At 34.3% G+C, this 16226-nt stretch carries 14 protein-coding genes; 4 read left to right on the forward strand and 10 right to left on the reverse strand.

What is annotated here, in order from left to right:
* The first annotated feature begins 180 nt into the window (after positions 1 to 180).
* Together KC460_03275 and KC460_03280 are read left to right on the forward strand one after the other, a co-directional pair.
* Complete coding sequence (locus KC460_03275; protein ID MCA9770365.1) at positions 181 to 924, forward strand: hypothetical protein; 744 nt, start codon at positions 181 to 183, stop codon at positions 922 to 924.
* A 25-nt stretch (positions 925 to 949) separates the two neighbouring features.
* Complete coding sequence (locus tag KC460_03280) at positions 950 to 1657, forward strand: hypothetical protein (protein ID MCA9770366.1); 708 nt, start codon at positions 950 to 952, stop codon at positions 1655 to 1657.
* On the opposite strand, the gene KC460_03285 is transcribed toward KC460_03280, so the two are convergent.
* From KC460_03285 to KC460_03300, 4 genes are read right to left on the reverse strand one after another with little or no spacing between them, the layout of a single operon-like run.
* Positions 1658 to 2344 carry a class I SAM-dependent methyltransferase gene (locus KC460_03285; GenBank protein MCA9770367.1) on the reverse strand — a complete coding sequence of 229 codons (687 nt, stop codon included), beginning with the start codon at positions 2342 to 2344 and terminating at the stop codon, positions 1658 to 1660.
* A 40-nt stretch (positions 2345 to 2384) separates the two neighbouring features.
* Positions 2385 to 3296: a hypothetical protein gene (locus KC460_03290; GenBank protein MCA9770368.1), complete on the reverse strand. Its 912-nt coding sequence runs from the start codon at positions 3294 to 3296 to the stop codon at positions 2385 to 2387.
* Positions 3289 to 5187 carry a sulfotransferase domain-containing protein gene (locus KC460_03295; GenBank protein ID MCA9770369.1) on the reverse strand — a complete coding sequence of 633 codons (1899 nt, stop codon included), beginning with the start codon at positions 5185 to 5187 and terminating at the stop codon, positions 3289 to 3291. The genes KC460_03290 and KC460_03295 overlap by 8 nt, the downstream gene beginning before the upstream one ends.
* Before the next feature lie 36 nt (positions 5188 to 5223).
* The gene (locus KC460_03300; GenBank protein MCA9770370.1) at positions 5224 to 6189 is read right to left on the reverse strand and encodes a hypothetical protein; all 966 of its coding nucleotides are present in this window, start codon (positions 6187 to 6189) and stop codon (positions 5224 to 5226) included.
* 260 nt (positions 6190 to 6449) lie between these two features.
* Between KC460_03300 and KC460_03305 the strand changes: the two genes are divergently transcribed.
* On the forward strand, positions 6450 to 7130 hold the full coding sequence (locus tag KC460_03305) for a class I SAM-dependent methyltransferase (protein MCA9770371.1): 681 nt from the start codon (positions 6450 to 6452) through the stop codon (positions 7128 to 7130).
* Here KC460_03305 and KC460_03310 read toward each other — a convergent pair.
* The 6 genes from KC460_03310 to KC460_03335 form a co-directional block, all read right to left on the reverse strand.
* Positions 7127 to 8644, reverse strand: coding sequence for a methyltransferase domain-containing protein (locus KC460_03310; GenBank protein ID MCA9770372.1), 1518 nt, complete (start codon positions 8642 to 8644; stop codon positions 7127 to 7129). The genes KC460_03305 and KC460_03310 overlap by 4 nt on opposite strands.
* Positions 8645 to 8682: 38 nt before the next feature.
* Positions 8683 to 10113 (reverse strand): hypothetical protein, encoded by a 1431-nt coding sequence (locus KC460_03315; protein ID MCA9770373.1) that lies wholly within the window; start codon positions 10111 to 10113, stop codon positions 8683 to 8685.
* A 48-nt stretch (positions 10114 to 10161) separates the two neighbouring features.
* Entirely contained in the window at positions 10162 to 10959 is a 798-nt protein-coding gene (locus KC460_03320) for a glycosyltransferase family 2 protein (protein MCA9770374.1), read from the reverse strand.
* On the reverse strand, positions 10959 to 11780 hold the full coding sequence (locus KC460_03325) for a glycosyltransferase family 2 protein (GenBank protein ID MCA9770375.1): 822 nt from the start codon (positions 11778 to 11780) through the stop codon (positions 10959 to 10961). Before KC460_03325 ends, KC460_03320 begins: the two co-directional genes overlap by 1 nt.
* A 177-nt stretch (positions 11781 to 11957) precedes the next feature.
* Positions 11958 to 13514 (reverse strand): glycosyltransferase family 2 protein, encoded by a 1557-nt coding sequence (locus KC460_03330; protein ID MCA9770376.1) that lies wholly within the window; start codon positions 13512 to 13514, stop codon positions 11958 to 11960.
* A 92-nt stretch (positions 13515 to 13606) separates the two neighbouring features.
* Positions 13607 to 14452 (reverse strand): glycosyltransferase, encoded by an 846-nt coding sequence (locus tag KC460_03335; GenBank protein MCA9770377.1) that lies wholly within the window; start codon positions 14450 to 14452, stop codon positions 13607 to 13609.
* A gap of 204 nt (positions 14453 to 14656) precedes the next feature.
* Between KC460_03335 and amrB the strand changes: the two genes are divergently transcribed.
* Complete coding sequence (amrB, locus tag KC460_03340) at positions 14657 to 16135, forward strand: AmmeMemoRadiSam system protein B (GenBank protein MCA9770378.1); 1479 nt, start codon at positions 14657 to 14659, stop codon at positions 16133 to 16135.
* Positions 16136 to 16226 lie beyond the last annotated feature (91 nt).

The following is a 16226-nucleotide window of genomic DNA, read 5'->3' on the forward strand; positions in this document are numbered from 1 at the left end:
GAAAACTATATAGCAGCAATCCAAATTGCCGCTATATTCTATACTTTGAGGCATTTATGAATTTTGGGATAGATTCTTAACAAAAATGCTGATATTATTTTAATTGCAAATCAAGAAGCTATCAAAAAAACCCCATATAATTTTAGTAGATATACTATTAGCATTGTTACCTGTGAATCATTGCAAAAAACACAAGAGCATCTTTATTTTCTCAGACACTCAACACTTAACAGAAGCTTTCGCGAAGGTTTTTGGCTTCATGCAACTGAACGATTCTATTATTTACACGAATTTATGGAACAATATCAAAAAAAACACGTATTTCACTTAGAATCTGACAATATGCTTTATGCCAATTTGCAAAAAATACTTCCCGTTTTTACAACACATTACACTGAAAAAATTGGCGCTACTTTCGATAACGATGCACGCTGCATACCGGGATTTATGTATATTTCAGGTGTAGGTGTATTATATGATTTGATTTCTTTTATGCTACAAAAAACAGAAAGTGCATACAATGACATGCGCATTATTTCGCTCTTTAAAAATGAATTTCCAGAGCACATAAAACAACTACCAATCACTTGCAAACAGTACGCAAAAGATCGACAACTTAAAAGCAAAAAAAATCATTGCACAAAAAACCCTAAACACTATTATCAACATTATGATGAATTCGAGGGAATCTTTGATGCGGCTGCACTTGGGCAATACCTTGGTGGCCAAGACCCGAGAAATGGCCCTTGCCAACCGGGTTTTATAAATGAAAGTTGTTTATTTGATCCATCACACTTTTCATTTATTTGGCAAAAAGATCGGCATGAAAGAAATGTTCCGTATTTAGTATATAAAAATAAAAAATACAAAATCATCAACTTGCACATTCACTCAAAAAAGTTAGCATTATATAGTTCACTATAATTACACAAAAAAACAAGGAGTCGGAGTGAAAAAACATATCTTGTTATGTATTGTGGGAATTTCATACTTTGCACATGCAGCAATAGAATTTCGGTACAAGGAAGACCCGTATAGTACTCATCAGCCCATTTTGTATGAAATTGTGACTCAAACAACTGGGCCTATAATTGAGTTTGGATGCGGTTATGGTAGCACAGATATGCTCCACGAGTTATGCAAAAAAAACGGAAGAATTCTCATCTCTGTTGATGATAATTATGAATGGCTCAGCAAATTTACCACAAAATATTTAGGCAATGGGTATAATGAAGACAATTCTGGATGGCACAAATTCTATTTTGTATCTGGAAAAAAAAATGATTACGATGCAAGTCACTGGATCACCTTTTTAGAGACAAATGAAATATTTAAAACACTCAATTTTGATGTTGTCTTTGTAGACCAATCACCATGGATGGGTAGATATGAAACAGTTATGCGCTTAAAAGACAACGCTCGCTATATCATTTTACATGATTGCGATTATTTTCCTGAACATGGCATTTTTGGTAATGTAATAAGAAAAATAGATCGAAACAAAAGAACGCCTGGTATATACGATTTTAGTACATATTTCAGCTTCTTTAAAGTATACTTTCCCCCAGCGCCATGGGCTGCAAACACTGGACCGCCAACATTGGTAGCAAGTAATTTCGAATCAGAATTTCCTGAAATAAATTATAATAATTACTAACTACGCTTTGGTATTATCAACTAACAATATTTGATGTGTTCCAAGACCCTTTATATCGTAATTTAGTGCCTTTTGACCATCAAGATAAAATGGTGATTTTGTCAAATCCAATTTTCTTCCACCACCAGCTCTAATATCTTTGTTTGAACCAGAAAGTGTCCGTGGATTAACTTGATTTGTGATCAAGCAATATTTATATTTTTTCAACTGCGGCAAAAAAGAAATGATATCTGCATTGGTCAGATGCTGCAATACATGCTTGCACAGCAACAAATCTGCAGAAGGCAGATCAATGCTCAAAAAATTTCCATGAATAAAAATAAGAGCACTGGATCCATATTTTTTTATGTTATTTTCTATTACTGATCCAACAATATCATAACCAATATACTCAATGCCAGACCAATCAACTAGCCGAGAAAATTGCCAATCTCCACAACCAGCATCCACAACTGTTTTAATCTTCTTTTCTTTTAAAAAATGCTGTAAAAAATCCCTATATTGTACTGTTGCACGCTCTAAGGATCCACCACCAGAAGAGCCTTTACCATCGGTATTTTTCCCCCAAATCGCCTTCTGATAAATATGAGTAAATATGCATTCGTGATTGTCTCTGGCCTGAGCACAAAAACCAGTAATAAACACAGAAAAAATTATTATATCTTTAATTTTATATCTACAAACCACATGTATCCTTTTTAGCTAAAAATAGTATACCAACAAGATTTTATCTTCTACCCTCATACTGTAAATTTTTGATAAGATCAAACCAATAATCGGCATACAGTTTTTCCATATTGCACGACTTTAATTGCATTTTTTGATATTCAGACTCAAGAAATTCTTTTGTTACTTGTGCCCAATCATCAATAATAATAACAGGTAAATCATCAAACACCGCATCCATTAACGATCGTTTAACAATTGGAATAGATCCCACATACAATGCCTCCCACGTACGATGGCAATCAAGCCCATTTCCTGGAGGGCTAAATGTAAAACACGAGCAAGCAACACTCCTTAGATAATCTTCATATGTACACCCGCTTGCAACAAAACAAAACGATTGCTGTGCAAATAACTGATATACTTTTTTTCTCTCGGAAATATTTGTATTGATCGTACAGTTTAAATAAGCAAGATACCTTTTTTCGTATGTTTCACTTGTAATCTGCTTTAGTATAGAAATATTTCCATGCGGCCAATACCTATTTGCAAGCCCAATTGGTATAGGAAACAGTTTAGGATGTATTATCAATGCATTTTGTCCAAACCATGCAATCAATTTGTGATCATCAAGATACTTCACATGTGATGTAGTAATGCCAGCGTCACTATTATGTGTTACTAAAATATACTGCGCAGTAATCTGTGGATGTATTGTGGTAAAAAAATGATCGATATAATCACTTTTTAAAAATATAGTACTGCCTGGCTGTACACATGAAGGATCAAATGGTACATGTGTTTCATCAATAATAAAATTGCAAAATGCACGAAATGTATCACCAGAAATATATGGATAACTAGAAGCTCTTGTTACACGAACTTCTTTTTTTCCTGGTAGCACAAACATCTCTGCCTGTACGGTATAGCTATATAACAATACAATGATATAGATAACATAACACCTAGTCATACAAATTTTGCTCATATAATACTTCTTCACTATATCTAACCTTTAGGTATACATGCCATAAACGAGGATATGCTTTCTCTATTGTTTTATCCATTCGTTTTCGCTCAATTGGATCTATTTGTTTTGAGTAGCATAAAATATCATTTCCACCGCTTACAGACCCTGGAAGCTGCTTATTATAAATAGAAAGAACTCTTTTTTTATGATTATCATAATCTTGAAAAAAACTATCAATATACCTGTCATCGCAACCCAAAAAGGAAAGTAAGCGATAAAATACTGCTCGCGGACGCATTATAAGGTCCTCATAATGAATAAGTAACCTTTTTTCTGAATTCCATCCATCATAAATACGCAGCCCCTGGAAATAGGATGCAAACTTTGCTGATTTCAAATCTTTTTGAGAGAGCAAGTCTTTCCCATGATGTTGTTCAAAAAATGTGTTAAACTGCTTTGCATCACCGCAGTAATTACGCAGCAACACTTCTTTAGGGTTGCGTAACAAAAATATCAAAGTCTCACTTTTTGGGTCGCAATCACCAAAAGATTGCAAATAACCAAGATCGTGTACTTTCCATATACACGGTAATGACATATCAGTACCCAGATCAAACGTATATCCCAAAGGACAATTAACGTTTTTCTCGATTTTAGCTACGTAATCTATTGAATGGTATTTTTGTAGAGTTGGTCTTTTTGTTAAAAATTCTATGCAGTATCGCAACCACGTATTACCAGAAATTGGAAATGAGAGTAAATAGGTTCGAGGCTGCATATCATTATAAAACTGCTCGAGATTCATTTCTTTAATTGGTATCGGGGTAAAATGAGAAAGCGCTGCTTTATCAAGAATATCTTTACTTGCATGCATCAAAAGATCTTGTTTTGTAACATCTTCAACAGACATGCGCTTAAACTGATTGCCGTCACGTATAACAATACTTGCTTTATCAACCGTCAAAATATCGCCAACCCACCGTGCATGATCCGCAGTGAATACTATTTTATGATTACCAATAAATTGCGCTGCCCAGCCAAAATTTGAACCAGATCGTATAAAACAATCAAATTGCTGTGCCATAGCAAAAAAATCTTCTAGCACATTTCGATCATGACTATTACCCTTTTTTCTGCAAGAAAACTCAACATTCGGTTTATTCAAATAATACATATATTTTTCTACAAGCGATTGAGGATCAGGATAGTCTGTAAATAAATACACATAGAGCGGGGGGTCATCAAGTAGTTCTGATAATGCCTTTAACTGATCGATATAATATTGATCTGGTGGAAATTTAAGCGGCCAAAACTGATCGGCGTACTTCTTTGGCGGCAATTCTTTTCCGACAGCATTATTAAGATCTTCTTGTGTGTAAAATTGATTTGGGTTTGGTTTACAATAACCATCCCACTTACACCCACTTTTTCTAACATGCACAGCAACAGTAATACAATCTATTGGTAGATTAAGAGAGGGAATTAGTTTGATAGGCTTTATGTCCTCTTTCACCTTTTGCTCAAAAACAGGATCTGTCACAACAGAATCATAGAGCCCTAGGTATTCAGAATAATAGCGAACAACATACAATATATTTTTTTTTACTTTGCTCAAACAACCATCTGTTATAAAAATGGCATCTTTGCTTGAAATATGTCGCGGTGCAGCCTGTTTGTTTATATGCAAAGCCAATTGATTAGAATAAGCAAAGGAGGTGTAATATAGTGGAAGATCATGTGTATGCGCAATATATGCTGCATGTGCATAGGCTAAAATATTATCTCCAAAGCGCCCATTACTTAATGTATACATCACTCCAGCCGGTACACAAAAAAGCAAATTAAAGGTGGTAAAAAAAATAACTAACAAACTTACTCTTTGAAAGCGCTTCATACCAACCACTTTTCTTGCAACATTTAGTTGAACAAGTTATTTAGATCCATATCGAATTCTCACTTTTTTTTGCGCTTTCTTGATCTTGTTTAACCAATACGGCATAAATAGTTTTTCTCGACGATATTTTATTTTACTCATTTGTTTATATTTTTTTTCCAAGAAATCACGTGTTACTTGCCGCCAATCATCGATAATTACTACAGGTAAATCTTTAAAAAGGGAATCAATTGTGGATCGTTTGACAATCGGAATACAGCCAAAAAGTAATGCTTCCCAGGTTCGATAACAATCAACTCCAGCACCAGCAGGACTCAATAAAAACTTTGAGCGAGACATATCATATAAATATTCATAAAATGATTTTTGCGGTGCATTATAGCAAAATGGCTCATTTTTAAACAAATCGTAGACTGGCTTACGCCAGATTCTATCATCAGCAACCTTAAAATTCATAAGTAATAGTACATCTCGATACTGAGATGGAAATGTACGCACACGCTTAATCACACGCACATCACCAAATGAAAAGTAAGCATTAGCAAACCCAAGTGGTATTGGTTTTAGCTTTGGATGACGATAATCGGGATTTTTTGTAAACCAACATGCCAATGTTCTTTCATCTAAATAGCACGCATATTTACCTGGACAAGAAACCGTACTATTAGTAGTTAGCAAAACATAAGGAACCTTAATTTCCGGATGTACATAATCAAAAAAGAAATCAAGATAATACGGATTAAGATAAATAATATCGCCGGTTTTAACATGACATGGATCAAATGGAACTCGAGCCTCATCAATCCAAAAATCACATGCTGCACGAAAACCATCAGACGTAATATACGGATAACTATGTACACGCTTTGAATGGTCTAATTGATCCTCTGAATCATAGTTTCTCAATTCCGGTATTACAAATTCCCTCGCATCGCCTACAGTTACAGCACATAAAAAAAATAACGTAGATAATCGCCACATACACAATTCTCTCTTTTTCACTTGTCTATCCTTTTTGATAAAAAATCAACTTCGTTTTAAAAGCTATATAAATAAAAAAGAGAGTCAACCTTCGTATACACCAGTTATTAGATACCTTTACATTGTTTTTCACAACGTTCGTTTTATATAGATAAAGTACAAAGTCCTTATTGTGAAGAATCACAGGCATACCACAAGTTTAATAAAAAAAGCTCTTGTCAAGACAAAGCATCACTGCTATGGTTCAATCATGGCAAATAATAGTATTGAAAAGGAGAAAAATGAACAGTATACAAAAAATACTAATTCTTAGTTTTACCCCACTTTTTTTTATCAATGCCACTGATAGATTAGGTGATTCTGTTGAACCAGACTTACAAACAAAAATTGAAAGTCCAACACCATATTTACGTTCACGTGAAGACTTATTACACCAGTTACCAAAAAATGGAATTGTTGCAGAAGTTGGTGTACAAGAAGGCAGACTATCTGAAAAAATTCTGCGTATTTGTAATCCAAAAAAATTATATCTAATTGATTGTTGGGAAGAACAAAACCAAGAAGACTATCCGGATATACACGGTAATCAAACACAACACGAACAAGACAGCAAGTATATAAAAGTTAAAAAAAAATTTGCGGATGACCCACGAGTAGTCGTTATAAAAGCATTCTCTCCAGAAGCAAGCAAACTATTCGAAGATAGCTTTTTTGATTGGATTTATATCGATGCAAATCATACGTATGACGCAGTAAAAAAAGACCTTCATGCGTGGTTTAGTAAAGTAAAAGATCACGGATTTCTATGTGGACACGATTACACTTATCGAGGTGAACCTTATCCAATTGGTGTTATCCCTGCCGTTAATGAATTTGTACATGATCATTTTTTGAATATTACTATGCTAACCAACGAAGAATGGGCAAGCTACGCAATAGAAAAACGAGTTGTGCGTCATTAGTGCGTACGAGTTTTATTTCTGCCAGCCCAATAGTGTATTGCAAAGCTCTCTGGTTTTTTTGCAATTACCTGTTTTATCTGGTTATGCGACAAAAATTTCTGCTTCAAACCAATTGGGTATAATATACTTGCAGGAAAAGCTATAACCCTATCGTTGCAAAATGGCGCCATAGCAGCAAATGCTCTAGTAAAGTGAATCGGCCCAGTCGCCGCATTACATGCGCCCCCTTCTTTACGCAATCTGTTTTGTTGCGCTTTATCACGAGTAACTGTTTCTATACAATATTCTAAAATAGGGTGTCCGGGTACAGATCCTATGATTGCATTATTCAAACATAACACAGAGCAATCTAGCGGTGCTATTCCCGTATAAAAATCATATGTGTGATGTAAATAATCCAGAGATCGTATGCATTCAAAGTCCATATCTACATACACACCACCAAATTGATACAGTAACTCATAGCGTAGAATATTTGATTTTTCTCCGTAATTTTCTGCATTATCAAAAAACATTTTATTATACAATTTTAAGTCCCCAACATTTGCATCCGTCCACAAAATATATTCCCAATCAGGATGTAATACTTTCCACGTCTTTTGCCATGCCTTATATTCTTCTGGCAACGGAGAACCAAGCCAAATTTGATGAATAATTTTTGGAATTCTTTCTTCACGTGTTGGAGATAGTCTTGCAAAATTATTTTTTTCATACAGTATTTTAAACTGATCAAATAAAACACGAGAGTTTTTTACATCACTACATACACCATAACGTGCATAGTTTCTCATGCATTGTGCATAGCCAGAAGTATAGACGTCTTTACCCATTGAAATATCAAAATCGACGGCTTGTTCTTGTTTTAAATAAATGTGCAATACAATTTCATCAATATTAATATCTTCCCACTCAATATTTCTAACTTTTGGATGAAAACATACAAATTGTTCAATGGTTTTTTTGTTATAAATATTGTGATATAGCACATCACCATTGCGTTTGCTTGACCGTATATTATCTGCTTTATGTGATGGCTTGATAAAGAAAATCACAATTACTTCTTTGTGCGCTACACGAATTAATTCATCAACTGCTTTTTCATAATAATCAAGATGCTCAACAATATGCCTCGCATAGGCAACATCAACTCTATTATCCGGCAATGGTATTGCTTCAATGCTCCCTTGCTGTATCGGAACACCAAGCTCTTTACCACGATCAACAAGTTTTGGCGTAATATCAATACCCAAATATTCAATAGCAATATTATTCTTCTTATACCCAAAATATTCGGTACATAATCCTGCTGGTATATCTAGAATTGTTTTATACCCTTTTTCTTGAATATGCTTACGCATGCTTACGCGAGATTGTGCATTAATATCACCCAGCCACTTTTCAAGTGTTTTTATTTGCGTATCTATGTTGTTTTGCCACCATTGCTCATGATGCTTTAAATCAACAGCATTTGCAACTGTTGATAATACAAGTACAAGAATAATATTACTTTTCACTTTAACTCCTTAATTCAGTATGACTTCATCAAGTACAATTATTGCAACTCTTTTTGTACATCACGCGTTACAAAATGTGCAAATTTTAAAAATTCACCAGTACGCCCACCATTAAAGCTACCTGCACAATAGTGTTTACCTTTATTTTTTGCTATACATACACATGATTTTTTTTGTACTTCACATGTACCACATTTATATAGAAAAGCAGGATTTCTGGTAGCAACATGTTGAAACAAAATTTCATCTCCCACCGTATCGACAAACAACATGTCTGCATCACAAGTAAACAAAAAATCCATACCAATAAATAGTTTCGCCTGCTTTTCATACATATTCGTATCATAAGGACAAGCTAATTTTTCTTGGTAAATTCGTACCACATTTTCTGGCAATGGCTCATTACTATCGGTAAACACAAAGTAGGTTACATTATGTTTTTTACAAAAATATTTTTCTGCTGAAGCAATTAATAGATCAACACATTGTATGTATGTACCAGTAGCTACAATTAACAGACCAATATTATATGGTCCCTCATCACGCCGCTCTAAAAATGTTAGATCATAATCCATATGAGCTGATCTATTTTTTATTTTATACAAAGGATTAATGTCAATTTTATGCCCGGCATTAAATATATCAAGCAGTTGTTCTGGGTAATAACTATTTGTCGTACGATTTTTGTAAATTTTTTGCACCACATTAAGTGGTAAATTAACCATCTTTGATTGTTTATAGCACAAACCAAATTTATTTTTTATACTCCGAGCTTGGCCTGCCCACGCAGCTTCAAATGTATTAGGAGCTGTATAAGAAAGTCTTTTCAAATCATTCATAATAACCTCTTTTTTAAATAGCGTCATATCAACAGTATGTGGATACCCCCAATCTCCAATACCATGCACAAATTGCCATGAAAAAATATCATCTGTTATTAATCGTAGAGGTGGTACCCCTTGTGACTTATTGAGCGGATAGCAAAAATTGGTATTTTTTCCTAAACGAAGATAAAAACCATACGCATTTTCATGCTCCAGAGTTTCTATACACTCAGACAAATCAACATAATCTTTTACAATAATGTCATCTACTGCAAACAATACATAATCCTTTGAAGAATCAAAAACTGCTTGCTGCATCAATAGCTTAAAATCGCCATTTGGATTAACACCTTGGGCACATGGCATAACATATGAGAACCGTTCATACACTTTTTCATATGCCATTGCGTATCGCTCATCACTCGCACGATAGATAACAACAGTATCGCCAATACCAACCATATAGCGTTCTACCGATTCCAACAATGCATAGAGCTGCATAGGACGATTATAAGAAAAAATAACTAAATCAGCTTTTGGTTTAGAACTAACCTTAATGCGTTGTTCTGAAAAAATATACGGAACAAATAACTGTGCGAAAAAAACAAAATGCAAAAAAAAACGCGTGTATAGAAAGAGATTCACACCTCAACCCTTGTTAAAAAAACAAGTATAATGCTCACCACATCATTATTACTGTTCATACTTTTTATATACCGTTCTTTTTCTGATTACTGTCTTACAATTATATGAAAGTAGTAAATCAACTTTCTCATCGCTGAGAGGATTACTGCGATTATACACATACAGTATGTCAGAAATAAAGTGCGCATGATTAGCCGCCATTTCTAGCATAGGAAACATCAATGCCTGATCGCATACCATCGGCAAGAACTCTTTATTTTTATAATAAAAATCACTGATATCAATCTTTTTAAACAGCCATGCATAAAATGTTCGTAAATGCGTAGAAACAAATTTAAATCGGCGATATGCTTGCTGATCAATAACCCACTCTGGAATCTGTTGAGCAAAACCAACTTCACCTTCCGGATATGAAATAAACGAACCATACGTCATCCACGTGTCTGTATTTTCATATTCACGCGCAATTCGTTCCAATACATGTTCATTAAAAAACCAATCATCACCATCAAGGCTTACGATAATTTCATCATCTGCACACATGCGTACTGCATGATACCAATTTGCCATTGCACCACAATTTGTTTCATTCTTTATTAGCGTCACACGGCCCTGCATACTATGAGTATTAATATAGTTTTTAACAAGGTTATAGGTATCATCTTCTGAAGCATCGTCGATATAGATCACACGATAATTATCATATTTTTGCAAGAAAACTGACGCCAAATTGCGTTGATACCAACGAGTATTGTTATAGGAAGGAATAATGACGACCAACTTGTTATCTAATGCAAAAGTTATATTCACACAAAAAATAAACAATAATAATATTTTTTTCTTCATTATACTCTCTCATACGAATCTTTTGATCGAATAATATACTCAAATGCAACAACCATCTGCTCTCGCAATTTTCCGTCGTTTAATGGATTTGCTTGATTATACACATATAACACATCAGGAATAAAATGCGCATGATTACCCGCCATTTCAAGCATAGGAAACATCATTGCCTGATCACATGTTGTAGGAAAAAAATATCCCTCATGCATACAATCTTCTTTTTTTATCTTTTTAAACAGCCATGCATAAAATGTACGTAAGTGAGTTGGAACCACCGGATACCAACGAAATTCATTATTATCAATAATGTCTTGTGGTATCGGACTACCATAACCAACCGTTCCTGTAGGATAATATTTAAATTGTCCATACGTTAACCACGCTCCATTGTGGTATTCTTCATTTACCCGCTGCAATACATAGTTATTTTCTAACCAATCATCACCATCAAGATTAATAATAATCTCATTATCATCACATGAATTAACTGCATGATACCAATTTGCCATAGCACCACAACGCTCTTTATTTCGAAGCAAAGTAACTCGATTCCACTGCCTATATTTATCGATTGTTTGTTTGGCCAAATAATAGGTATTATCTGTCGAGCAATCGTCGATATATAAAACCCGATAATTACTATATTTTTGCTCAAATACCGATTCTAAATTCCGCTCACACCATTTGTGGTTATTATATGAAGGAATAATAACTACCATCTTTTTCTCTGGTATATAGTTAAAACAACTATAGCCCCACCACCCAGTACTAAAGCCAAAGACTGTAATACACAGTAAAATCAAAACATATCGTCTATACACGACATTCCACCTTATTATTACTCATTTTTTTTCACAAAGGATCGGATACGTGGGCTATCCATTACACTTTCAACAATCCATACGGTTGCTTACCATAGCCCATAACTTATAGAAGTCAACTGATCGCTTCTGTTTTATTTTAAAATCTAAAATTTTTATTGCATTCTCAAAACAATCTCAATAAACAGGCATACTCCAATGAGCCATACCAATCTTTGGCTTATCGAAACACAATGCCACATGTTCTAAATCGATTGTATATTGCTGCCAATACGCTGCAAATTGTTGTGGCGTATTAAAGACGGATTTTTGAATAATGCGCAATACATCATTTGTACGATATAAAGCACCAGAAATCGTATGATACACACGCCAATCATTTTGACCAAAACCAATCATCCATCCAAATAAATTATCTTCGAGCTGAAAAAATGGTGGCATACGTTGAATATGACCAGTAAAGTTGCTAACATCTCTATTTTTATCAAGGCCCAACATAAAGCAGTATGCAAAGGTACGTTCAAGTTTTTCTATACACCACTGCAAATCAATAAATTGATTAAACACCATACCATCAAACATAAATAATAAATGTTTATTTTCCAAGCGTGTTAACACCAATCCAAGTAAACTCGACAACGACATATTACTATCACCTGCATACTGAACAAATTCAACATTATCAAAAACTAATTCTAACTGCTGGTATTTTGCTTGTTGATATTCGTCCTGTGCATAGTACACAACAACCACATTGCCCTGGCTGTAGACAAATTGTTCTATTGAAACCAAAAGCTGTTCTAGCTGTTTTGGTTTATCAGCAGAAAAAATAACAATATCCGCTTGACTCTTTTTAAACGTATCAAAATACCCCGACAGATTATTGTGCACTTTTGGATATAGTTCTTTTTGTGTTCTAATAATATGGCTACCCAATACCTGCACTTCTTTGTTTACCTTAAAATCATTCAGCTCTGTTTGCACATTTCTAACATAAATCGGTTCATCAATTCGTTTAAAATGATAACCAGCCATTTCCATCATTGGATAATAAATCGCTAGATCATAATTGGCTGGGAAAAATTGCCCTTGGAAATATGGCCCAGTAAAGATAAGATCTTTGAGTTTAATTTGTTTAGCCAGCCAGCCATAAAATGTCCGCAACTGCCCAGGTGCCCACCATTTTTTTCGATACAACTGATTTTCTACCATTTGATCTGTAACTGGTTTTAAATAGCCAAGTTTTCCTGATGGCCAATTTTTAAAGAAACCATACGTTAGCCATACATCAACGCCTTTTTCATTTCTTTGTTGATAAACATCATTAATCAACTCAAAAACATGCTCGTGTGCAAACCAGTCATCTCCATCATATGTTAAAATAATTTCATCATCGCCACACAATTGAAATCCACGATATAAGTTGGCCATTGCACGTACACGCGTTTTATTTTTAATCAATGTAAATCGATGTTGTTGCCCACATTCTTTTACGTATTTTTCTACTAAATCTGCTGTGCCATCTGTTGAATAATCATCAATATAAATTACCCGATAATTTTCGTAATTTTGATAAAAAACGGTATCTAAATTTCTTTTATACCAGGCTTTATTATTAAATGATGGTATCAAAACAACAAGCGGCAACTCTTTTTTTTGATCAAGACACACTAATGGCATAAATAAACAAGTACATACCGAGATTGTAAGCATAGCAAGCTTTTTAATGCTCATCTTAATCCCCCCTTACTATATAGGTCACAGCCAAAACTATAGTAGATACAGCCGACCCTACCCTTGCACCCTGCCCTAAATTTAGCAAAGTATTAGGACAAACAATGGTACGGCTTATCGGCATCTACTCGTTTATACGGCATCCTACTTCTGATCTCATTTTCCAATTTTAATTGTTCAAGCCTATGATCGTGATAAAAATTTAAACTATTACCATCATTATATATATACAACACATCCGGAATAAATACCGCACGTTCAGCAGCCATTTCTAACATTGGCAACATAGCAGCAACATCAGCTGACATAGGAAAAAATTTATTTTCATACAATAAATCATCAACTTTTATCTTTTTGAATAACCCTGAATAAAACGTACGTAAATGCGATGTTCTCCAAGGCCGAAATTGCCGAATGGTTCCATCCATTAAAACATCTTTAGGAACCTCACGGCAGAACCCTTTGCGATCTTTTTTCCAATACCAAAACTGACCATATGTTATCCATGCGCCATTTTGATATGCCTCATTTACTCGTTGCAATACACCATCAAAATAGAACCAATCATCTCCATCGCAAATTACTATAATGTCATCCGAATCCGTATAATTATGAATAGCATCATATTGATTTGCCAAATGCTCACGACGTGTTTTATTTCTTATAAGCGTTACCCGATCTTCTACTCTATTATCTTTAATCCATTGTTCTACCAAATCACCTGTGCCATCTTGTGAACAATCATCAATGTAAATTAAACGAAAATTATCATATTTTTGCGCAAACACAGAGCCCAATTGCCATTCATACCACTGCTTATTGTTATATGACGCAGTCACAATCACAATTGGTAACTCAACTTTTCTGTCATACGCATAAGAAAAAAAAGTAATAATAAAAAAAGAAATAAACAGCGATTTTAAGAAAAATAATTTCATGAACCCCTCCCTTGTTCTTATTTGGTTAAAACAGTGCAATACTACTACACAAATATTTGTCAAAACAAGAGATTACCAATAACACAGTAAATACACGAGTTGCTTAAAAGCCATATAAATAAAATCTTGTATATGGCAACATATTATTACTAGAGTTCAGTACATATTAGCATACTTGTCTTGGCTAAAAAAAAGGAGATCTAAATGAATATATATTCGATAGTTATAACTGTATTATTTTGCATACCAGTTTTGGCAAAACAGCAACATGCATTTTTGGCAGGAAGTTGGTATCCAAAAAATAAAAATATATTGCAACAAGCATTACAACAAGCAGATACTGTTGCACAAAGCTCATACGCTGCTTCAGTTAAATCACAAACTATACGTGCACTCATTGCACCACATGCAGGAATACGCTATTCAGGATCAGTTACTGCTGGCACATACAGGCTTATTGACCCAACTATACAGCGCGTTATTATTTTAGCACCAGATCATTCTGGTAAAACTCGTGGCGTTGCATTACCCACATTTAATCAATATATTCTTCCAAACGGATCGCTTACTGTCGATACACAGTTAATACAAAAACTTTCTCAACATGAACTATTTAATTTTGATGAAACTGTTTTTTCTAAAGAACATTCGCTCGAAATGCAGCTTCCATTTATTATCAAATATTGCAATACAGCACAGATAATTCCTCTTATTATTGGCACAATTGATTGTAAAAATGCTCAACATATTGCTCAACAGTTAAAAACTATTATTAATAAAAACACAATTGTAGTAATCAGCTCTGACTTTGTTCATTATGGCAAACGATTTAATTTTATGCCCTTTACAGATCATCAACAGCTGCGCATACGGCACTTAAATTCACAAGCAATTCAATTAATTGAAAAGGCAGATTGCACAGCATTTGAATCGTTTATCAGGAAAACTGGTGCAACTATTTGTGGCTCATGTCCGATTAAAATATTACTCCATTTAATACATTCAGGTACATTTGGTACCGTTGAGCCGCAATTAATCGGTTATGATACTTCTTCAAAGTCAGATACTGAAGATAGCGTTAGTTATATTGGAATGATTTTTACTACAGAAAAACTTTCCGAAAAACCAATTGAGCATCAACTTACTCAACAAGAACAAACACATCTACTGCAACAAGCACGTGACATACTCAAATATATGTTTGATACAAAGTATGATGAGTCACTTTATTTTCCGCTTCTTTCATTTGGCGTAACACAACCACTTGGCGCATTTACAACATTAAAAAAGAAAAATGGAAATCTGCGTGGTTGTATTGGTAGAATTGTAACAACACAACCGCTATATAAAACCATTGCCACCGTTATGCAAGATACAGCACTACGCGATAGCAGATTCCAACCAGTCACAAAACAAGAGGCATCAACTCTAAACCTTAAGCTTTCTATTTTATCTCAACCAAAAAAAGTTGATGATTACAAAAATATTGTTATTGGCAAACACGGTATTATTTTAAAACAAGGTATGCACTCTGCTGTTTTTTTACCAGAAGTTGCAACCGAATTTGGATGGAATCTAGAGCAAACATTAAATCACTTAAGCCAAAAAGCAGGCTTAGAGAAAAATGGGTGGAAAATAAAAGAAACATCATTCAGCGTTTTTTCAACACTCGATATAGAGTAATGCCATAGTAGTTTTGAACTAGAGCTGCTTCTTAAAACTATTCCCTCTCTTTAAAATTTCCACATATTCATGAGCATTCCACCTATCATGA

This window comes from Candidatus Dependentiae bacterium (assembly GCA_020431705.1).
Classification (GTDB): Bacteria; Babelota; Babeliae; order Babelales; family Vermiphilaceae; genus JAGQHQ01.